The organism is Bacillus sp. LLTC93 (genome assembly GCF_002993125.1).
GTDB lineage: Bacteria > Bacillota > Bacilli > Bacillales > Bacillaceae > Bacillus > Bacillus zhangzhouensis.
Genome location: NZ_PVME01000012.1, coordinates 20,075 through 40,825 on the forward strand (window position 1 = coordinate 20,075; position 20,751 = coordinate 40,825).

Sequence of the window (20,751 nt, forward strand, 5' to 3'; positions counted from 1 at the left end):
CCCACCTGGTATTCGTTGGTTGTCATTATAGCGAAGGTGAAAAAGAAATTTTGTCAAAAGAAGTTGTCGTTTCCATAAAACGTTCGACTCTTTATTCGTCAAAGAGGCATACTTTCATGAAAGTCGATTTCTTTCATCAGAATTTTACGAAGGCACAAAAAAACAGCTTTCCTATAGAAAGCTGTTCCGAAGATGACCCGTACGGGATTCGAACCCGTGTTACCGCCGTGAAAGGGCGGTGTCTTAACCGCTTGACCAACGGGCCTTGCTTGATGTTCTACTTAAAAGGATAGCGGCGGAGGGGATCGAACCCCCGACCTCACGGGTATGAACCGTACGCTCTAGCCAGCTGAGCTACACCGCCATAATGAAAAATGCGCTAAGAAGCACAAGAACTATAATACAAAGGATTCGCTTGTCCGTCAATAGAAAGTTTTAAATTAAATGACGAAATCTCAAAAAATGTCGAGCTAAATAAAAAAAGCACCTGCTGAACAGCAAATGCTTTGTTGTAAAATTATATAGAAAGCAGCAACAAGTTAACCTCTTCTTGCTCCGCGCCCCCCACGTTTTGATTCCGTGTTACGTTTTAAAGATGTTAAGCGGTCTTCGCTATCTTTTAAGAATTTGTTCATTTTTTGCTCAAACGATTCCTTCGGACGGAAATCATTTCTGCTCGGTCTTGATTGTTGTTGTTGAGGACGATCTTTTGCTTTTTTAATGGACAAGCCGATTTTACCGTCTTTTTCAACGTTAATCACTTTCACTTCAACTTGTTCACCGACTTTTAAATGCTCATTAATATCTTTTACATAGTTATCGGCTACCTCACTGATATGAACGAGACCAGTTGAACCTCCTGGCAACTCCACAAAAGCTCCAAAATTTGTAATGCCCGTAACTTTCCCTTGTAACTTGCTGCCAACTTCAATCGACATAAAAAAAGTGCTCCTCCTTAGACTTATAAAAAAATCTCATTTGTTCAATTATACATAAACTGAATTTTAAGTGTCAACAAGGCTAATCGCTCTTATTGCCCACATCAAAGATTTTTTCGCCTTTTTTGGACATATAATAGTCCCGTCGTGCCAGTTCGAGTACGTATTCCTTGCTTTTGAGCTTCTTGATCTCATCAGAAATATCTTCCTGCTTTGTTTGTAATTGCTTCAATTCTTTTTCGAGCGCAACCTTTTTCTCTTCTTTTTCTTTTAATGCGGAAGATTGCGACCAGAGGGCACTTGTCACCAAAACAGCAAACATGAGCGCAATTACACCAAACACGGTAAGCCTTCTAAGGAGTCCACGGCGTTTGCGTTTTAAGCGCTGAGCTTGTTGTTCCATTTGTTTTTGGTAATCATTTTGAATTTGTGCGATATTTCTTTTTCTCTTGTTCAAGGATGAAGGCCTCCTCTCTTACTTTGTCCAGAATTGTTTCCATTTCGTTTTAATGGTACGAGATAATTTCTTGGTCCCTTGTAAAATTCCTGCTCCTTTTGAGAAAAACAATCTAACGGATGTTCGCCATTTTTCGGGAATCCGATGAATAATGGTCACATTGAGTAACCAGATGAGCGGATAGCAAACAATCGATAGCACCTTCCACACGAGCCGAAACGTAAAACGAACAAGACGTAAGAGCGAGTGGAACAAGAACAGTATAACACTTATGACCATTGTGACAATCCAACGGATCGGCTGGAAGACGATCGACATGACCAGCCTTTTAAGGATTAGAACGGTCTGATAAATACACATCGTGATAAACTTGAGAATATTGATATACAGCTGTTTCATCAATGCCTGATACATCGAGAAACCTAGGGCAACGGCCAGAAAGATATAAAGCCTGAATTCTCCCTCATTTGTTAACAGCAGCACATAAAAGAATAAGAGACCTTGCACCATCCAAAAAAGGACATCGTGTATGACCAGAAGCCATTTTGCTGTTTTCTCACGGTTCACAAACAGCTTGTACGTATCAAGCGATGCGCCCAGCCAGATGCCCATCGCTGTCATCGAAAGCATCGTATAAAACTGGACTGTCAGCGTCATTTAAACAGCTTGCTAAAAAATCCTTTAGCTTTCTCCCCGTGCTGCTCATCTACATAGATTAAGTCAAAGACACGCCCTTTGATGGACACAACGCCTTTTTCTACGTCTAAGTTTTTCATTTGCAGATTTTCCCCTCGGATAGCGAGAATTCCCATGACCGTCTCAAGCAGAAATTCTTCATTATCAAAGCTTTCCACCTGTTTGACGCCGGTAATATCTAAATGCTTTCTGCTTCGCATTGTGACATTGTGCTCCGCTTCTGATGACAGCTTCGTGCCTTGAGGTTGATTATAATATTGATTCATTTATACATCCCCCATATCTCATACTTGCATTGTTACTGCATTGTATGTGATAGGAAGGTCATTTAGAACAAGCCCTATTCTGCTGTTTTTTCTTCTTTTAGCACAGTATACATTCCAGCCGCTTCTTCTTTTTTCGTCGTGTCCTTTAACTCGTTGACTTGAACAGTCACAAGTTTTTGACCAAAGCGGATTTGAAGCTCGTCTCCTTCTTTCACGTCAGAGCTTGCTTTCGCCTGCGTTCCATTAATGGAAATTCTGCCTTGATCGGCTACTTCTTTTGCCAATGTTCTTCTTTTAATTAAACGAGAAACTTTTAAGAATTTATCTAGTCTCATATGTCTTCACCTCTTTCTATGCGTTTGGCATCGTTCCACAGATCGTCCATTTCCTCTAGCGTCAGACCCTCTAGTGAACGTCCCATGTCCTTAGCTTTTTGTTCGATATGCTGAAAGCGCCGCATGAATTTTGTGTTTGCGGAAGAGAGGGCCGTTTCAGGCTCCAGCTGATAGAACCTGCCAATATTGACAAGAACAAATAAAAGATCCCCAAATTCATCTTTCATTTGCTTTGTTGCACCTTCGTCTGTCTTCTCTGCCACTTCAACGAGGAATTCCTGCTTTTCTTCTTCGTATTTATTCCAAATATCTTCTACTTCTGTCCAATCGAAGCCAACCTTAGCGGCTTTCTTTTGGAGCTTATAAGCCTTTGTTAAAGCTGGAAGTGTCACCGGGATGGATTGCAAAATAGATGCTGACCGCTCCGGCTTCTCTTGCTGCTTGATTTTTTCCCAGTTGGTTACCACGTCTGATGCCTCAGAGACATTCGTATCACCAAACACATGTGGATGTCGTCGAATCATTTTTTCTGTGACATGCTGGATGACATCATCAATTGAGAAATAGCCATCATCTTCACCAATTTGAGCGTGAAGTAAAACCTGCAGCAGCACATCTCCGAGCTCTTCCACCATATGATCTGGGTCGTCTTCATCTATAGCTTCAAGCAGTTCATAGCACTCTTCAATTAAGTACGGTTTGAGCGACTCATTGGTTTGTTTTTGATCCCACGGACAGCCGCCTGGACCTCTTAATGTACGAATGACATCACGGAAAGTGTCAAATTGTTGATAGAGTAGCTTTTCATCTTGAATTGGAGGTACATAAACACTCGTTAAGTTATTTATCGACACATCTCGATCAAGTTCAAATAAAGGAACAGCAGTAATCTGTTCCTGACTGCTCCCAGCCGCAGTCACAATATAAACTTTATAGTCGTCAGGCAGTTTCTCCATCAGCGTAAGCTTCACATTCGAAGCTGTCATCTGATCATACACCTGACAAATCAAAACATGCTGGGTTAATTTCAGATCATCTGCTCTCATATCCCCTGCATCAACGAATTGTAACCCTTCAATCGGGTCAATCTGCAAGGAATTAAAGGTCGCATCTAGAAAGCTTTGTCCACCAGCAACGTACACTTCAATCCCGCGTGCTTTCTGCTGAGCCACAAGCAGTTGTACGGTCTTTTCTGCGACAAATGGATGACCTGGTACTGCGTACACAATATCCTTTTCAGCAGCCTCCGCAAATAGAATTTCCGTGATTTCTTGATACACCGAATCAAACTGATCGTGCTTTTCATAAATCTCATCAAAAAAGGTCAGAGATGGGATCTCCTGCATCAATTCTGCGGTAAGTGGATGATCCTGCGTTCTCATAAATACTTCTTTCGCCTGCTTCAGTTGCTTATATACACCGAGCGTCAGCTGATCCATGTCGCCTGCCCCGAGACCAACGACTGTAATCTTACCTGCCATTTTGATTCCCTCTCATCTGTTTAAAATATAAAATCTTTTCACCTAATGGAATGAGTCTCCATTCCTCGTCCGTAAATACTTCTAGCTTAAGAATACTATATAAAAAGGCGAAACCACCAATAAAAACTGACGTCAAGCTCTCTAAAACGGAAAACGGACGTTTTTCAATGGGAATGACCCAAGAAAACAAAGTTTGATACCCTATTAAGACGATGGCCATGAGAGCCGCTGATAAAAGAATTTTCAGCGGGAACAGCTCTCTCATTGAAATCCATCCTTTACGCTTCAAGTAAACCGCATTGAGCAAGGCTGCGGCGAGAAAACCACATACGGTTGACCATGCGGCACCGTGGATGCCAAAGAAGGGCACAAGCGCAAGCGTCAGCACCCATTTCACGAGCACACTGAGGATCACCACAACAGCCGGATACACGGTATGCCCAAGCCCCTGAAGTAAAGCGGTTTGCGTAATCGCAATCGACGTAAATGCGATCGAAATACAGAATATTTGCAGCGCATCTGTGCCAAGGTCATTACGAAAAAGCATTGTATTCACTGACGATAGAATACAAATCAGCCCAACCGCTGCACCAATCCCTAGCACCGACGTTGTCTTCAACGATGTACGGACTTTTTGCCGAATCGCTTCGTGGTGCCCTTTCCTCATGGCTGAAGATAAAAACGGAACAAGAGAGGTTCCGATACTAATTGCAAACACCGTCCCTAGCTGTAAGAAAGGCTGTCCTCTGTCATACACGCCTTTTGCCGCCTTTGCTGCCGCTTCACTCAAACCCTCGCTGCGGAGCAAAGCATACAAGTGAAAGGCATCAATCATTTGCATCCATAAAATAAGCAATCCACTCACGCAAATCGTCAATGTATATAGAACTAAACTTTTCAAAACATCTTTTTTCCGCAGTGTCGCCTGGTGTAACGTACTGCTTAATGGCGACTGCCTTCGATTAGTCAGCCAAAGAAAAAGAAGCAGTATGAGTGAGGCCGCACTTCCGGCTATAGAGGAGAACACTGCACCAGCTCCTGTTTCATAAAGCGAATAGCCATGCCTCACGAAATAGAAGGATAAAACTAGCAGAACGCCTACCCTGATGAGCTGCTCAACCAACTGAGATATAGCGGTGGGGAGCATCATGCCGTCACTCTGAAAAACACCCCTCAGCATAACGGTGAGCGGAAGAAATAGAAAAACAAATGCACTCATCTGAATGAGCAAGATTAAATGGCTGTCCGCCATGAGATTCGCTATTCTGCCTGCTCCTATGTATAGACAAAGAAATAAGACCAAGCTCAGGAAAGTGATATACACTAGCGATACCCTTGTAATGATTCGCCGATTCTCTGCCCCATGCTCACTCAGGAGCTTGGACACCATGACAGGAAACCCTGTTGTTCCGAGCATGATGGCAATGCCCAGGAAGGGATAAACCTGCTGATAAATATAAAAACCTGTGTCTCCTACGATGTTTTGAAAAGGGACACGATAAACGGCACTTAGCACCTTTGATAGCAATCCTGCGATGGTCAAAATCACTGCACCTTGGAAAAGCCAATGCGGCTGATTCACAGCATTTTTCATGGATGACTCCTTTATGTTCAATCAAAAAATAGATCTACATTTAAACGCACTCATTATATCATACGTTACTGAAAAACCGTTTCTTTCTAAGGAGTAGACGACACATTACCCGTTTTGTTTCATCCCATATAAAAAACGCCGATAAAATCAAATGATTTCATCGGCATTCTTTCGTTTTATCAAAATGATATAGAATTATTAGACCTAATGTTCCATTTGACGGGCTAAGAAGCCAGCTGCCGTTTCTGCCGCTTTATGCTCCACTTCTCCCATTGAACGCTCTTTAGAAAATAAAACCACGGCGCCAATTGGATCTCCGTTTGCAACAATAGGTGCAATGGTATAAGCAGATACGTCATCATCTATACCATCGACAAGTTGAATTTCTTTCTTGCTTTCCTCTAACACAGAATTACGCTGATCCATTGTTCGTTCAAGTAAATCACTGATGGATTTATTTAAATACTCTTTTTTCGAACTTCCGGATACAGCAATATACGTATCACGATCACAAATCAGGATGGAATGACCCAAACTATCGAATAATGCATCAGCATATTCCCTTGCAAAGTCTCCTAGCTCACTAATCGGTGAATACTTCTTCAAAATCACTTCTCCATCGCGATCGACAAAAATCTCAAGCGGATCTCCTTCCCGGATGCGCAATGTTCTGCGAATCTCCTTCGGAATAACCACTCTACCTAGATCATCGATACGGCGTACAATTCCAGTTGCTTTCATTCACTGCTGCCTCTCTTTCGTTTGATGATGTGTTGGGTGAATGAAACAAAAGCGTCCACTTTATGCAACATTCACCACTTGACCCTGAGTTTAGTATCCGTCACATCAAACGTAATATACACGAGAGACAAACAAAATTTTATGAAGATGGAATGGTTTCTTTTTTCACACTTTGAAGGCCTCGAAGCATGCTAAGAACGACCTCCAGCCATTCCCCGGTTTTCTTGCCTTTCGTTTGGACAGAAATAATCAGCTTGCTGCCTTCCATTCCTAAACCAATGTCACGTCCATATTTGCTGCCGAGCTCAAATAATTTTTGACCGTCGATTTCACTGCTTGCTTTCTCATCCAGGGTAAGTCTGACAATGCCTTTCTCCATCTTGATCAGCTCGACACGTTCCTGCACAGCGTACACCTTCATCGTCGCAATCGTGAACAAATCAGCCACTTCTTGCGGATATTCACCGAATCGGTCAATCATTTCATCCTGAAGCTCTTTTCGCTCTTCAATTGATCCAATGGCTCTAAACTGTTTATACATCTCGATCTTTTGCTTGCCATCAGAAATATATGTGTCAGGAATGTAAGCATCAATTTGCAGATCGATTTCCGGCTCAAATTTTTCTTGAGCTGTCGTGTCGCCTCTTCTTTCTTCAATCGCTTCTTTCAGCATTTGAGAATACAGGTCAAATCCAACAGAATCAATGAATCCATGCTGCTGTGCACCAAGTAAGTTTCCTGCTCCTCGAATCGTTAAATCACGCATCGCAATTTTAAAACCTGATCCGAGCTCTGTAAACTCTTTAATGGCCTGAAGTCTTTTTTCCGCTACTTCAGACAGAACTTTGTCTTTTCGATAAGTGAAATAAGCATAGGCAACACGATTCGATCGCCCGACTCGTCCTCTTAACTGATACAGCTGAGAAAGCCCCATTTTATCAGCATCGTGTACAATGAGCGTATTCACATTTGGAATATCGACGCCCGTTTCAATAATGGTTGTACTGACCAATACATCTGATTCGCCTTCAAGGAAATTGATCATAACCGATTCTAACTCGTTCTCACTCATTTTCCCATGTGCATAACTAACTTTCGCGTCTGGGACAAGCATCGAGATTTCATCTGCTTTCCGTTCAATATCCTCAACACGGTTGTAAAGGAAGTACACTTGGCCGCCTCGAGCTAGTTCTCGCTCGATCGCTTCTCTGACTAAAGCGCCATTGTACTCGACAACATAGGTTTGAACAGGGAAACGGTTTTCAGGCGGTGTTTCAATAACGGATAAGTCTCGTACACCAAGCATTGACATATGAAGCGTACGTGGGATTGGCGTTGCCGTTAATGTCAGTACATCAATATTGGCTTTCATCTGCTTAATTTTCTCTTTATGCGTGACGCCAAAACGCTGTTCCTCGTCAATGATCAACAGTCCTAAATCCTTGTAGACAATGTCTTTTGAAAGAAGTCGGTGTGTCCCGATGACCATATCAATGGTTCCGTTCTTCAGCCCTTTTAACGTTTCTGTTGTTTCTTTTCGCGTACGGAAACGGCTAAGCTGAGCGATTTTGACAGGGTAGTCTTGGAATCGGTCCATAATCGTGTCAAAATGCTGCTGTGCTAAGATCGTTGTCGGTACAAGCAGTGCAACCTGCTTCCCGTCAGCAATAGCTTTGAAGGCCGCACGAATGGCCACCTCTGTTTTTCCATATCCCACATCTCCACAAAGTAGACGATCCATCGGACGTTCCCGCTCCATGTCTTGTTTGATTTCGTGAATAGAACGAATTTGGTCGTCTGTTTCCTGATAAGGGAAGGCAGATTCAAACTGGCGCTGCATCTCATGATCCGGCGAGAAAGCATACCCTTTGCTTGCCTCACGTTCTGCATAAAGCTTAATGAGATCATCTGCTATGTCCTGAACAGAAGTTTCTACTTTTTTCTTCACGCGTTTCCAGTCACTGCCGCCTAGTTTGTACAGCTTTGGTTCTTTTCCTTCTGACCCTACGTATTTCTGTACCTGATCAATTTGTTCAACCGGTACATAAAGCTTGTCGCTTCCTTGATAATGAATATTTAAATAATCTTTATGAATGCCGCCAATCTCAAGCGTTTCGATTCCTAAATACTTACCGATCCCGTGGTTAATGTGCACCACATAATCGCCGACTTGAAGCTCTGAATAGCTCTTAATTCGCTCTGCGTTGGTTAGCTTTTGCTTACGTGCCTGCTTCTTCACACGTTTCTTGAAGAGCTCACCTTCTGTGATCATTGCAATTTTTGATAATGGCAGTTCAAAGCCTGTTTGCAGCTCCCCTTGTAAAATATAGACTTGCCCGCTTACAAGCTCAGCGTCTGGTTTGGCAAGAGCGGCTTCAATGTCATAATCATGTAAGACAGATGACAGCTTCTCTGTTCGCTCTTCATCCGCACCTAAAAAGACAACCGTGTAATGTTGTTTTTTGTAGCGTTCAATTTCACTCGCAAGTACATTCATCTGCCCATGGAAATTCTGCATTTGCTTACTAGATACATTGACGATATTTTGCGGATTTGTCTGCTGGACATGTCTCAAGAACAAAGAATAGTACAGAATGGATCTCGATTGCTGATTGATTAGCTCTTGGAACGGGAAAGAAAGAGACAAATCATGAAGAATGTTGCCTTCTTCAAGCAGACTAATCGTCCAATCAGCTTCTTCCTTTTCAAGCTGCTCTTCCATCTCCTGAATTCTGCTAATTTCATCTAGAATGATAATCGTATCCTGCGATGTGTAATCTAGCAAACTAGCAGGCTTTTCATAGAAATAGGACAGGTACTTCGTCATTTCCTGTGTCACGATGCCTTCTAGCAGCTTCTCACGATCAGCAGAAATATTCTGATGCAGCAGCTCTTTTTGCTGGTCAGAGTTGAATTTCTTTAAGCTTTTTGCAAGTCCTTGATCAAGCTGTTCAATCGCTCTCACTCGTTCAGGGCCTCTCACAATCAGCTCTTTTGCCGGACCGATCTTAATCTCTTGAAGCGTTTCTAGTGAACGCTGTGTATCAGAGTGGAAGGTCCGAATTGAGTCCACTTCTGTATCAAACAGTTCGATACGGATCGGATGATCTTCCGTTAACGCATAAATGTCGATGATCCCTCCGCGCACACTAAAATCTCCGGGCGCAGCAACCATAGACGTCCGGTCATAACCGATTTGCACGAGTTGTTTTGAAAACGCCTCCAAATCAATTTCTTCACCAACCTTTAAATGGACCTGACTCTCCTTCCAGAGCTCGACTGGCGGAAGCATTCTGCGCACCGCAGCTGCCGGGGTTACGATAATGGGGTTTTCTCCATTCGCAAGTCGATTCAGAACATCTAGACGCTGTGCTCTAAGCTCAGGGCTGGCAACTGCGATCTCTGATGCAATGAGTTCATTTACAGGATAAAGAAGGACCGAGCGATTCGAGATCACACTTGCTAGATCATCTGTTACCTTCTGCGCTTGATACAAATTATGGGTCACAATAAACATTGGCCGTTTTAACTCGTCTGATATAGCGGCTGTAAATAAAGATCTGACGGAGCCTGATAGTCCGGCGAGCAGCTGTTCTTTTAACCCTTCTTTTAGTCCGTTAAAAATGGACTGAAAATCATCACTTTGTTTGATAAATGACTGTATGTTTTTCATTTGGCTCCTCCTCCCTGCTTGTTTAAAACAGAAAAACGCTTTGGTCTAATATCTACACCAAAGCTTTTTATTGAATAAAAGTATGATACTGATGGTAATCAGGATTTCTTTCGAGCGCCTCTTGGCAATCCTCACAAATGGTTTGTACATGTAAATCACCATTTTCCCTATAAGAAATCATATCGTTTCTTTCTTCATTTGTTAAGTGATGAAATCCAAGTGCTTCACTTTGAACAGCGGATTCATCTAAACTGCCAACCTTTACACCACAGTGCCGGCAGTAATAATGCAAAGCCATACGTGATCCTCCCATGCTGAGATTTTATGATCAGTATGTGCTTTGCTTATCATTCTTATACCTTCTTGTTGAAATCATTCATCACTTCTAAAAACGGCTTTGTTAAAGCCGCCTCACAAGCTTCAACAGACGCTTGAATGGCTGATGCGATGTCAGGCTGTTCCTCTTCTGAGAAGCGTCCTAGTACGTAATCAACGACCTTCATGCCATTTTGCGGGCGGCCAATACCAATGCGGAATCGGTCAAACTCAGGTGAGCCTAAATGCTGGATCAACGACTTAATCCCATTATGCCCTCCGGCACTTCCTTTTGTGCGCAAACGAATCCGCCCTGTTGGTAAATCAAGATCATCATAGATGACCTTTAAATGTTCAAGGGGAATATCATAGTAATCCAAAAGTGGACGCACGCATTCTCCTGATAAGTTCATATATGTAAGAGGCTTCACAAGTAGAACCTTTTGCCCTGAAACAAACCCAGTTCCAAATTGTCCATGGAATTTTGATTGATTTAATGGGATGTCCCATTTTTTTGATAATTCATCTATTGTCATAAACCCGACATTATGTCTTGTTTTTTCGTACTCTCTTCCTGGATTACCCAATCCAACGAATGCAATCATGAAACCAATAACCTCCTTTATCACAATGCACACGCCTAAAAAATGAGCCAATATGATTGCCTCATGCAAAAACGTATGAATTCTTTTCATTCTAGCACAAAAGACGCAACCACGGGAGGGTTACGTCTCGAAATGACCAGTTATTCTCCATTGTTATCCTTTTCTTTAATAGCCTCAGGTTCTTGTGTTTCCTCTTCGCTATCTGGCTCAGGAACCTCGGATTGCTGAGGCGGTAGAATGGATGCAACGACTTCTTCTGGATCGTTATTTATTTGATAAGTTGACTGAACAGACAGCTCACCGACTGTTAGTACATCATTTACATCTAAGTTTGTAATATCAGCTTCAATATGTTGCGGGATATCCTTTGGTTTTGCTGTAACGGATAGTTCAAATAGTGGCTGCTGAAGCACACCGCCATCTTTTACCCCTTTAGACTCACCAATCAGCTGTACAGGTACATCTGCATCAATTTCTCGCTGTAAGTCGACCACTTGGAAATCAGCGTGGACAAGCTCGTTTTTCAGCGGATCTGTTTGTAATTCTGTGACCATCACAGATTTTGTATCGCCGCCCACGTCTAATGTGATGATTGTATTCTTCCCTTCATCACGTAAGGTCTTTAATAAATCGATGCTGTCTAATGAAACAGCCAGGTTGTCTGTGTTTTTTCCGTATATGACACCAGGAACGTGTCCTGAATGACGGATTTTTTGCAGTGTGGAACGTTTGAAATCAGTTCTTTTATTTGCTTTTAAAGTTGCCATATTCAGCACCATCCTATTTCTTTTTTGTCACTACTTTCATAAATACCCATAACTACATCATTTTAAACATGTTTGGCTGTCAATTATGAAAGCAAAAAGACCCTAAGCTGATGCCTAGGGCCTTTTTGATAAGAGAATTAGCTAAAAAGGTAGCTCACAGATTCTTCTTCATGCACACGGATGATGGCTTCTGCAAGCAAAGGCCCAACTGAAAGTGGAATAATTTTTTCTACTTTCTTGTCATCTGTTAAGTGAATACTGTTGGTTACAACCAATTCTTTAATTTTAGAGTTTGTGATCCGTTCTACTGCTGGTCCAGACAATACTGGGTGAGTACAGCAAGCATACACATCAGCCGCTCCATTTTCGACAAGCGCATTTGCTGCCAGTGTAATGGTACCAGCTGTATCAATAATATCATCAATTAAAATCGCCGTTTTACCTTCAATGTTACCAATGATGTTCATCACTTCAGCAACGTTTGGCTTCGGACGACGTTTGTCGATAATTGCGATTGGCGCTTTTAAGCGGTCTGCCATTTTACGCGCACGTGTCACACCACCGTGGTCAGGAGACACAACGACAATATCATTCAAGTTTTTCTGTTCAAAATAGTTTGTTAAGATTGGCACAGCCATTAAGTTATCGATTGGAATATCAAAGAAACCTTGGATTTGCGGCGCATGTAGATCAAGTGCAATAACACGTGTAGCACCAGCTGTTTCAAGTAAATTTGCAAAAAGCTTCGCAGTGATTGGCTCACGCGGTTTTGCCTTACGATCTTGACGTGCATATCCGTAATAAGGGATCACAATGTTGACAGTTTTCGCAGAAGCACGTTTTAATGCATCAACCATAATGAGAAGTTCCATAATGTGCTCATTAACTGGCGCACTTGTTGATTGAATGACATAACAATCACAGCCGCGAATACTTTCTTCAATATTGATTTGGACTTCACCGTCACTAAAACGTTTAACAGAGCTCTTTCCTACATCAACTCCGATACGATCGGCAATTTCTTTAGCAAGTTCAGGGTTTGAATTCAAAGAGAATATCTTTAAATTCGCATCAGCATAACGATTAGACATGGTAAACCTCCGGGTATTTGGATTATTTTTTATGAATATTTTTCACATAATCTTCTTTATTGACTTGTCTTGCTCTAGCAATAGACAATGCATCCTGCGGCACATCTTTTGTAACCGTTGAACCGGCTGCAACATACGCCCCTTTTCCAACAGTGACTGGTGCGACGAGATTTGAATTACAGCCAATAAAGGCGCCGTCTTCAATCTTTGTTAAGAATTTGTTCTTCCCATCATAGTTGACTGTAATTGATCCACAGCCAAGGTTTACATCAGTGCCGACCTCTGCATCTCCAATATAGCTTAGGTGAGATGCTTTGCTGCGGTCACCGAAAACCGTTTTCTTGATTTCGACAAAATTCCCGATCTTCACTTCATCGCCAATTTTCGACAACGGGCGAATATGAGCAAACGGCCCAATTGTCACATCTACTCCAACCTCACTATCGCAGACGACAGATTGCTTAATCACTGTTCGATCTCCGATGTTGCTATCAACAATTTCAGTGTTCGGCCCAATAGTGGCGTCTGCACCAATTTTTACATTCCCTTTGATGACCGTTCCAGGATAAATGATTGTATCTTCACCGATGACAGCATCTGGCGAGATATACGTGTTCTCAGGATCAATCAAGGTCACACCATTCTTCATATGCTGATGATTAATACGTCGCTTCATGAATTGCTCTGCTTGTGATAGAGCAATACGATCATTTACTCCAAGTGTTTCTTCAAAATGCGGTGTTTGATAAGCTGCAACTGTTTGTCCTTCATTCTTTAAAATTTCAATAACATCTGGCAAATAGTATTCGCCCTGTGCATTTTCATTCGACACTTGCTCAATCACACGGAAGAGATCTTCATTTGAAAAGCAATAGGTCCCTGTATTAATTTCATTCACTTGACGTTCTGCATCATTCGCATCTTTATGCTCGACAATCTTCACAACAGCACCTGTTTCGTCACGAATAATACGACCATAGCCTGTTGGATCATCCGCATGTGCTGTTAAAATAGTGACTTTCGCTTGATGTTTTTGATGCTCGCTTAACATGGCTTCCATTGTTTCCGCTGTCAATAATGGCGTATCTCCACAAATGACAATGGTTGTTCCCTTTTCCTGCGCGAGGAACGACTTTGCTTGTTTGACGGCATGTGCTGTTCCCAGCTGTTCTTCTTGAAGTGCATATTCGCTTCTGTCCCCAAGCTGTTCCTTGACGTCCTCTGCTCCATGACCGACAATCGTCACAAGCTTGGCTAAAGAAAGCTTTAACGCTTCATCTGCCACATGCTCGACCATAGGCTTTCCGCAAACTGGATGAAGTACTTTGTATAACTTTGACTTCATTCTCGTTCCTTTTCCCGCTGCTAAAATCACTGCGAACCGCTTATCCATTGATTGGCCTCCAATATCCCTATTATCCATAGAAAAATATATCCTAAATAAGGACTGATTTCAAGGATACATGAGGAAGTACAATATTTTTCTAACGGATGAAACATATAAGACACATAAGGAAAAACGCAAAAAAGACAGCATTTAAAAGAAAACATTCCATTTTCTCTTAAAGCTGTCTTTTTAGATTCACATATGATTAAGAAGCTCCAGCTTCTTCATATTCAATTGTTTCTTCCTCTTCGCCTAAGCGATGATATTCATTTAATACAGCATCTTGGATTTTACCCCGAGTACCTGAATTAATTGGATGTGCAATATCGCGAAACTCTCCATCAGGCGTGCGTTTGCTAGGCATTGCAACAAACAACCCATTGTTTCCATCAATCACACGAATATCATGAACAACAAATTCGTGGTCCAGCGTGATGGATGCAATCGCCCTCATGCGACCATCGGTATTCACGCGGCGTAATCTTACGTCAGTAACTTCCACAGTAGTTCACCACCTTTTCCCAATATAAAAGCATTAATTAGGTATTCAACGATTGTGGTGATTCTCCTGCACATATTTTAAACTTTTTTTGAAATATCGGGATATTTATACATTTTTTGTCATTTAGATGACGACGCTTACATCTTTTGCGTGAAAAAAAGACATCATGATGATGCCTTTTCCTGCATATGATGAAACCAAACGGCTTTCAATGAGGTTGCCTGTTTATTTCACTAATGCAACAACTTCAATTTCTACAAGCGCATCCTTTGGAAGTCTTGCTACTTCCACACATGAACGAGCTGGCTTATGCGTATGGAAATACTCACCGTAGACTTCATTCACTTCAGCGAATTGTTCCATATCTTTAATGAAAACAGTTGCCTTCACGACTGTTTCAAATGAAGCACCTGCTGCTTCAAGTACGGCCTCGAGATTACGGAAAACTTGATGTGTTTGGTCTTTAATATCTCCGTTTACAAAATCTCCAGCTGGCGTTAATGGAATCTGGCCTGAGCTGTAAAACATGTTATTGACAATAATTCCTTGAGAGTAAGGTCCGATGGCTGCTGGTGCGTTTTTGGTTTGAACAACTTTTGTCATATCAATCTCTCCCATTCAAATACATGTTTGATCAAAGCTTAAGCTTTCGAATGAAAAAACTCGTGGAAATTGCCTTCATTGATCTCAATGATCTTCTGCTTCATATCAATGGTTGATAGCTTTAAAAGCGATACATATTCATCGACAAGACGTTCTTTTACGCCCTCATCTTCTAAAAGAACACCGATCCCTGCAACATTTGCATTAAATTCCTCAAGCAGATTCATCATGCCGTTAATGGTTCCGCCCGCTTTCATAAAGTCATCAATGATCAGGACATTGGATCCTTTATCTAAGCTCCGCTTTGCAAGTGACATGGTTTGAATTCGGTTAGAAGAACCTGACGCATAATTAATACTAACAGTTGACCCTTCGGTTACCTTATTATCTTTTCTAACGATCACAACAGGCACATTTAAATAACCTGCAACAGAATAGGCAATTGGAATACCTTTCGTCGCAACGGTCATGACGACATCAATCGCACGGTCCGCAAAGATGGTCGCAAACAGCTTACCGATTTTCGCAAGAATCGATGGATTGCCTAAAACATCGGTTAAATATAAATAACCACCAGGAAGTACACGTTCAGGAGTCGATAAAGCCTCTCCGATATCGTTTACTACTTCGTCTGCTTCTTTTAGGTGAATCTTTGGAATATATTTCACTCCGCCAGCAGCTCCAGGGACAGTAAGCAATGTGCCTATGCCCTGCTGTTCGAAGGTCTGTTTAATAATCGTTAAGTCTTCACTAATGGAGGACTTCGCAGATTGATATCGCTCTGCAAAAAATGTTAACGGTACTAGTACGTGCGGGTGGGTTAACAAATAATTTGTTAAGTCCACCAATCTGCCGCTTCGACGAAACTTCATGAACTTACCCCCAGAACCCGAATAATTTATGAATAATATAACTTAATATACGGATTTAATCAAGGGCATTTTGTTCGCCGATCATGCGGACAGCGTAAACTTGATCACAAAATCCTCTCAGTCCGTTATATATTCTTTGTACCTTAGATTCAAATTGAATCAAGCCAAATACAGTTGGGCCACTTCCACTCATTAAAACAGCATCTGCACCGAATCGCTTCATCTGTCTCTTAATCATATCTACTTCTGGATACATCTTTAATGTCACAGACTCCAGAACGTTACCGAGTGAGCCGCACATCCCTTTATAGTCTTTCGCTTCAATTGCTTCTATCATACGCTGTACATTTGGGTGTTCTACTTTGCTTGCGTCGTATTGTCTGTAGACTTCAGCTGTAGATACCCCAATCACCGGCTTCGCTAAAATAACCCAGCAATGCGGAGGTGTCGCAATATGCTTCAGTTTCTCTCCACGTCCTGTCGCTAGCGCTGTCCCTCCGTGTACACAAAAAGAGACATCTGAGCCGATCTCCGCTCCAAGCTCAGCTAGTTCATCTAACGTGAGATTTAACTTCCACAAGCGATTTAAGCCGCGCAGAGCCGCTGCCGCATCGCTGCTGCCCCCAGCTAGACCTGCTGCGACAGGAATTGATTTTGTGATGACAATCGATACTCCTTTTTGAATACCGAACCTTGTTTTTAGTAATTTAGCCGCCTGATAGGCCAAGTTACGCTGATCATCTGGCACAAATCGATTATGAGATGATACACGGATTTCATCTTTGTCCAGCTCCGTCAGCTCTAGTCGATCTGAAAGGTCTATTGTTGTCATCACCATCTCCACTTCGTGATATCCATCCGGTCTTTTTCCATGAACATCAAGTGAAAGATTTATTTTTGCCGGTGCTTTTTCTAAAATACGCAAACATTTCACCTACTTCTCCATCTAAACATAAGTATCAATATTGTATCACATTTGATGGATCTGATGAATATTGGCTTTTACGCCTAGCACACTGACTTTTCCATCAAAAAAAGCCAGAGACACACGAGGTATCCCTGACCGTTTATCTATCGTTGATTCTCATCCTGAGCCATGTGCTGTTGAGCTAATTCAATGGCACGTTTGACCATATTACCTGCATCACGCGCACGAATCTCTCCCCAGCCTCCATTTTTGACGGTATCATAAAATCCAAGATCCTTCGCCAGCTCGTATTTGAACTCATCTGACATAATGCCTCGGCGTCTACCCAAACGAAACAGCCCCTTTAGTCGAGAATTCGAATCAGCGCCACTAACTTTCGTGGCTTTCTTATTTTGTATCGAATCTTCCGTTTTAACCCTTTCAAATAATGGACAGGCGCCCATACAGAAAAAAAGGCAAAACAAAAAGCAGTAAACAAGAAGTTCACTGCCCATTAATAGGCGACTGAGCTAGCGGTATCATCGAACGTTAATTCGACCGTCTCAGTCAGTATATCTGCATAACTGTAAGAAACTCTTTCAAACGAATTTTCATCTTGATCTAATTGAATCACAAAAACAGAAGGGTACGTTTCAGCTAAAATGCCCGAACGCTCAATTGTTTTACGGCGGCCTCCGTTAGCCTTTAACGTCAAACGTTTACCTAAGTTACCATCAAGCGATCTTTTGATGTCGGACAAAGTCTTCGCCATTGCATCCACCTCACTGAGATAATTATACAACAACGGCCCGTTTTTGTCAAATAAAAATTAAATTATATCAACGAACACGAGCCATTGTCAACAAAATAATTTTGACAAACTTCTACCTTTTCTTCTCCCTATTTTTCTCAAATTCCGGTGAATTATGTATCCGTTTGAAATTTCTTTTTAAATATAAAAAAAACCAGACTGAAATCAGTCGGGTTATGTCGATTCATGGTCTCTTTTATATGGCATACCTACCCTTAAAACACCCTTCGTTTCGATTCCTCCGAGACCTTTTTCTCTTGTTAATGTATTTCGGAGCACATCCCACACGTTGATTCGATCTACAAATGGAGTGAAGCTGATCTTCGCAACAATATAGACGGGGTCGAGCGCATGGATGTTGACACGAGAAGGTGAGCTTGCAAAGTTGGCACCTGCTTGGATCAATGATTCAAAATGAGATTGACATGCACCCGCAAAGATCACAAGCTGATCTAAATGCGGAATTTTCCTTCTTGCTTTTTGAACCGTTTCAACGAAATGACGAGAATGGCGATATGCACCGATATCATGTACACCGCCTTTTTGCTTGGAATACGCATCATGTCCTGTGATGACCAAGATATCAGGTCGATATTGATCGATTAAAGAGTCAATCATGCTTGGCATTTTCTTCTCATGGCAATGCACGCCATACACAGGCACACCAATTCGTTCATATACGTCTAAGCATTTCTTTAAGTACGAAGCATCTCCATCTAAATGAAGAACCTTTCCGGGCATGTGAAAATACTGCTCCTGATGCTGGTATTGCCCAGAAGTATAATATTCTTGCTTTTCACGCAGCAGCTGATAATCCTGTCTGAGTAAGTCGAGCGATTCGTTAATTTTCCGCTCGTCGTCCTTCTCTCTTGTCAGCTGCTCTTCTTTTTGAATCAAGACCAAGTCAGACATCTTTGCATCAGCAATCAGCCTCACTTCATTCCCATGCAAAATGGCGGTGGCTTCGTGCTGATCTGTCTCATCAATTCGTATGATACGAAACATAATATCCATCTGATAGGATGCCCTCGTCACCATATCTCCTATTTGAAATTGCATGCTTTTCACTCCACAATCAGGCTCATATCCTGTTGGTATCGTCTTGCGTTGAACATGTTCGTCTTTCATATGTGCTGTTCTTTCTAGCCTATGCCCGAACGGATGAAGTGGTGAAAAACAAAAGAAAAAGCCCTTAAAATAGGGCTTTTTGTAAAACGTTAGATAAACGGGCAAATTCCTCAATGGATAGTGACTCACCGCGTCGCTTCCCATCAATTTCAGCTGTTTCAAGCGCTTCTTCAATAATGGCTTTATGTTTTTTACCATCAGGCAGATTGTTCAACAGATTATTCATCAACGTTTTCCGGCGCTGACCAAAGCTTGCACGGATAAGCTGAAAGAAAAATGCATCATTTTCTACTGAGACAGCAGGCGTTTCACGAACTGTTAGTTTAATGACAGCCGAATCAACATTTGGCTGGGGAACGAAAACAGTTTTAGGCACAACCATGACCGTTTTCGCTTCCGTATAAAATTGCACCGCAATAGAAAGAGAGTTGTATTCCTTTGATGAAGGGACAGCTGCCATACGATCTGCGACTTCTTTTTGCAGCATGACCACAATCCCTTTCAATGGAAGGTTTTCTTCAAGCAATTTCATAATAATCGGTGTCGTCACGTAATAAGGAAGGTTGGCTACAACCATCACTTCTTTACAGTCAGCAAAATTTTCTTCGATCACCTTCCTCACATCCGCCTTCAATACGTCTTGGTGAATGATGGTGACATTATCATATGGAGAAAGTGTATCGTTTAAAATGGGCAATAAACGCTGGTCGATTTCGAAAGCGGTCACTTTCTTTGCTCGTTTAGCGAGCTGTTCTGTTAATGCACCGATCCCAGGTCCAATTTCAATAACGCCTGTTTCATCTGTAATCTCTGCATGATCGACAATGCGATCTAAAATATTTGTGTCAATTAAAAAGTTCTGCCCTAAGCTCTTTTTAAAAGAGAAACCGTACTTCTTTAGTATTTCCTTCGTTCTGACGGGTGTCGCAATATCTTTATTCATCAGCTTCCTCCTGCATGACGGTCTTTAAGGCCGCAATAAAATCATGTTTGGTTATTTGAAACATGTGAAGGCGCTTTTGCAGCTGCTTCGCATTGGTATATCCTATATTTAAAAGCACACCTAGTCGTTCGCGGCGCCGTTTCGATGCATCGCCTCCGATAAGGCCTGCGTCAAATAAGTCGTCTAATGTAATGTCACTTTCCGATTCTTCCATTTCCTCATGGACATGGGCAAGGCATTCCCGAATACTGTCCAAAGAAGCGTGCTCAACGCCAATTCCTTTGTCCCGCTTGGCTTTCGCAAGATGTTTTGGCAAAAACGCGTGCTTACAACCTGGAACCGCTTCTGCGATGGTTTTACGGATCTTCTCACCAGGAAAATCAGGATCTGTTAAAATAATCACACCTCGCGTCTCCTGAGCAAGACGTACCTGTTGAATGACTGTATCGCCAATAGCAGATCCGTTTGTTTCGATCGTATCTGCATCAACGGCCATCTTCACTCTGGCAGTGTCATCACGACCCTCCACCACAATGATCTCTTTGATTTTCATTTATTCCTCCGCTTGCAAAAACAATAAACATTTTTTGGTCAAAAAACGAAACCTTTCATGCTGTTTTTGCGTCTAATTAATTAGAA

General features: G+C 42.0%; 23 protein-coding genes and 2 tRNA genes. All 25 read right to left on the reverse strand.

Annotated features, from left to right (window positions below):
* Nucleotides 1-193: 193 nt before the first annotated feature.
* A tRNA-Glu gene (locus C6W18_RS19245) sits at nucleotides 194-265 on the reverse strand.
* Between the two features lie 25 nt (nucleotides 266-290).
* Nucleotides 291-364, reverse strand: a tRNA-Met gene (locus C6W18_RS19250).
* Nucleotides 365-539: 175 nt separating this feature from the next.
* Nucleotides 540-938 carry a S1 domain-containing RNA-binding protein gene (locus C6W18_RS19255; RefSeq protein ID WP_003217901.1) on the reverse strand — a complete coding sequence of 133 codons (399 nt, stop codon included), beginning with the start codon at nucleotides 936-938 and terminating at the stop codon, nucleotides 540-542.
* An 82-nt stretch (nucleotides 939-1,020) separates the two neighbouring features.
* Complete coding sequence (locus C6W18_RS19260) at nucleotides 1,021-1,395, reverse strand: FtsB family cell division protein (RefSeq protein WP_034324461.1); 375 nt, start codon at nucleotides 1,393-1,395, stop codon at nucleotides 1,021-1,023.
* Between the two features lie 18 nt (nucleotides 1,396-1,413).
* Entirely contained in the window at nucleotides 1,414-2,052 is a 639-nt protein-coding gene (yabQ, locus tag C6W18_RS19265) for a spore cortex biosynthesis protein YabQ (protein WP_105928574.1), read from the reverse strand.
* Nucleotides 2,049-2,357 (reverse strand): sporulation protein YabP, encoded by a 309-nt coding sequence (gene yabP / locus C6W18_RS19270; RefSeq protein ID WP_034324465.1) that lies wholly within the window; start codon nucleotides 2,355-2,357, stop codon nucleotides 2,049-2,051. Before yabP ends, yabQ begins: the two co-directional genes overlap by 4 nt.
* Nucleotides 2,358-2,431: 74 nt before the next feature.
* A complete protein-coding gene (locus C6W18_RS19275) occupies nucleotides 2,432-2,692 on the reverse strand; it encodes an RNA-binding S4 domain-containing protein (RefSeq protein ID WP_008341839.1) in 261 nt (86 codons plus the stop codon).
* Entirely contained in the window at nucleotides 2,689-4,173 is a 1,485-nt protein-coding gene (yabN, locus tag C6W18_RS19280; RefSeq protein ID WP_105928575.1) for a bifunctional methyltransferase/pyrophosphohydrolase YabN, read from the reverse strand. Before yabN ends, C6W18_RS19275 begins: the two co-directional genes overlap by 4 nt.
* Nucleotides 4,163-5,767, reverse strand: coding sequence for a putative polysaccharide biosynthesis protein (locus tag C6W18_RS19285; protein ID WP_105928576.1), 1,605 nt, complete (start codon nucleotides 5,765-5,767; stop codon nucleotides 4,163-4,165). The genes yabN and C6W18_RS19285 overlap by 11 nt, the downstream gene beginning before the upstream one ends.
* Nucleotides 5,768-5,971: 204 nt before the next feature.
* Nucleotides 5,972-6,508 carry a stage V sporulation protein T gene (spoVT, locus tag C6W18_RS19290; RefSeq protein ID WP_034324472.1) on the reverse strand — a complete coding sequence of 179 codons (537 nt, stop codon included), beginning with the start codon at nucleotides 6,506-6,508 and terminating at the stop codon, nucleotides 5,972-5,974.
* 139 nt (nucleotides 6,509-6,647) lie between these two features.
* Nucleotides 6,648-10,181, reverse strand: coding sequence for a transcription-repair coupling factor (gene mfd, locus C6W18_RS19295; RefSeq protein ID WP_105928577.1), 3,534 nt, complete (start codon nucleotides 10,179-10,181; stop codon nucleotides 6,648-6,650).
* Nucleotides 10,182-10,248: 67 nt separating this feature from the next.
* Nucleotides 10,249-10,479, reverse strand: coding sequence for an anti-sigma-F factor Fin (gene fin, locus C6W18_RS19300; RefSeq protein ID WP_003217967.1), 231 nt, complete (start codon nucleotides 10,477-10,479; stop codon nucleotides 10,249-10,251).
* A gap of 55 nt (nucleotides 10,480-10,534) precedes the next feature.
* A complete protein-coding gene (gene pth / locus C6W18_RS19305; RefSeq protein ID WP_034324477.1) occupies nucleotides 10,535-11,101 on the reverse strand; it encodes an aminoacyl-tRNA hydrolase in 567 nt (188 codons plus the stop codon).
* A gap of 140 nt (nucleotides 11,102-11,241) precedes the next feature.
* Nucleotides 11,242-11,868 carry a 50S ribosomal protein L25/general stress protein Ctc gene (locus C6W18_RS19310; protein WP_034324480.1) on the reverse strand — a complete coding sequence of 209 codons (627 nt, stop codon included), beginning with the start codon at nucleotides 11,866-11,868 and terminating at the stop codon, nucleotides 11,242-11,244.
* A 137-nt stretch (nucleotides 11,869-12,005) separates the two neighbouring features.
* Nucleotides 12,006-12,959, reverse strand: coding sequence for a ribose-phosphate diphosphokinase (locus tag C6W18_RS19315; RefSeq protein ID WP_034324482.1), 954 nt, complete (start codon nucleotides 12,957-12,959; stop codon nucleotides 12,006-12,008).
* A 22-nt stretch (nucleotides 12,960-12,981) separates the two neighbouring features.
* The gene (gene glmU / locus C6W18_RS19320) at nucleotides 12,982-14,352 is read right to left on the reverse strand and encodes a bifunctional UDP-N-acetylglucosamine diphosphorylase/glucosamine-1-phosphate N-acetyltransferase GlmU (protein ID WP_105928578.1); all 1,371 of its coding nucleotides are present in this window, start codon (nucleotides 14,350-14,352) and stop codon (nucleotides 12,982-12,984) included.
* A gap of 199 nt (nucleotides 14,353-14,551) precedes the next feature.
* Nucleotides 14,552-14,848, reverse strand: coding sequence for a septation regulator SpoVG (spoVG, locus tag C6W18_RS19325; RefSeq protein WP_034324487.1), 297 nt, complete (start codon nucleotides 14,846-14,848; stop codon nucleotides 14,552-14,554).
* 225 nt (nucleotides 14,849-15,073) lie between these two features.
* Nucleotides 15,074-15,451, reverse strand: coding sequence for a 2-iminobutanoate/2-iminopropanoate deaminase (gene ridA / locus C6W18_RS19330; protein ID WP_034324489.1), 378 nt, complete (start codon nucleotides 15,449-15,451; stop codon nucleotides 15,074-15,076).
* 38 nt (nucleotides 15,452-15,489) lie between these two features.
* Nucleotides 15,490-16,323, reverse strand: coding sequence for a pur operon repressor (purR, locus tag C6W18_RS19335; RefSeq protein ID WP_105928579.1), 834 nt, complete (start codon nucleotides 16,321-16,323; stop codon nucleotides 15,490-15,492).
* A gap of 55 nt (nucleotides 16,324-16,378) precedes the next feature.
* On the reverse strand, nucleotides 16,379-17,248 hold the full coding sequence (gene ispE / locus C6W18_RS19340; protein WP_034324494.1) for a 4-(cytidine 5'-diphospho)-2-C-methyl-D-erythritol kinase: 870 nt from the start codon (nucleotides 17,246-17,248) through the stop codon (nucleotides 16,379-16,381).
* Between the two features lie 146 nt (nucleotides 17,249-17,394).
* Nucleotides 17,395-17,580, reverse strand: coding sequence for a small, acid-soluble spore protein, alpha/beta type (locus tag C6W18_RS19345; protein WP_012008653.1), 186 nt, complete (start codon nucleotides 17,578-17,580; stop codon nucleotides 17,395-17,397).
* A 164-nt stretch (nucleotides 17,581-17,744) separates the two neighbouring features.
* Nucleotides 17,745-18,002, reverse strand: coding sequence for a biofilm formation stimulator Veg (gene veg / locus C6W18_RS19350; protein ID WP_003217979.1), 258 nt, complete (start codon nucleotides 18,000-18,002; stop codon nucleotides 17,745-17,747).
* Nucleotides 18,003-18,215: 213 nt separating this feature from the next.
* Nucleotides 18,216-19,100: a sporulation peptidase YabG gene (yabG, locus tag C6W18_RS19355; RefSeq protein WP_034324532.1), complete on the reverse strand. Its 885-nt coding sequence runs from the start codon at nucleotides 19,098-19,100 to the stop codon at nucleotides 18,216-18,218.
* 133 nt (nucleotides 19,101-19,233) lie between these two features.
* Complete coding sequence (gene rsmA, locus C6W18_RS19360) at nucleotides 19,234-20,112, reverse strand: 16S rRNA (adenine(1518)-N(6)/adenine(1519)-N(6))-dimethyltransferase RsmA (protein WP_034324496.1); 879 nt, start codon at nucleotides 20,110-20,112, stop codon at nucleotides 19,234-19,236.
* Entirely contained in the window at nucleotides 20,105-20,665 is a 561-nt protein-coding gene (rnmV, locus tag C6W18_RS19365; protein ID WP_034324499.1) for a ribonuclease M5, read from the reverse strand. The genes rsmA and rnmV overlap by 8 nt, the downstream gene beginning before the upstream one ends.
* Nucleotides 20,666-20,751 lie beyond the last annotated feature (86 nt).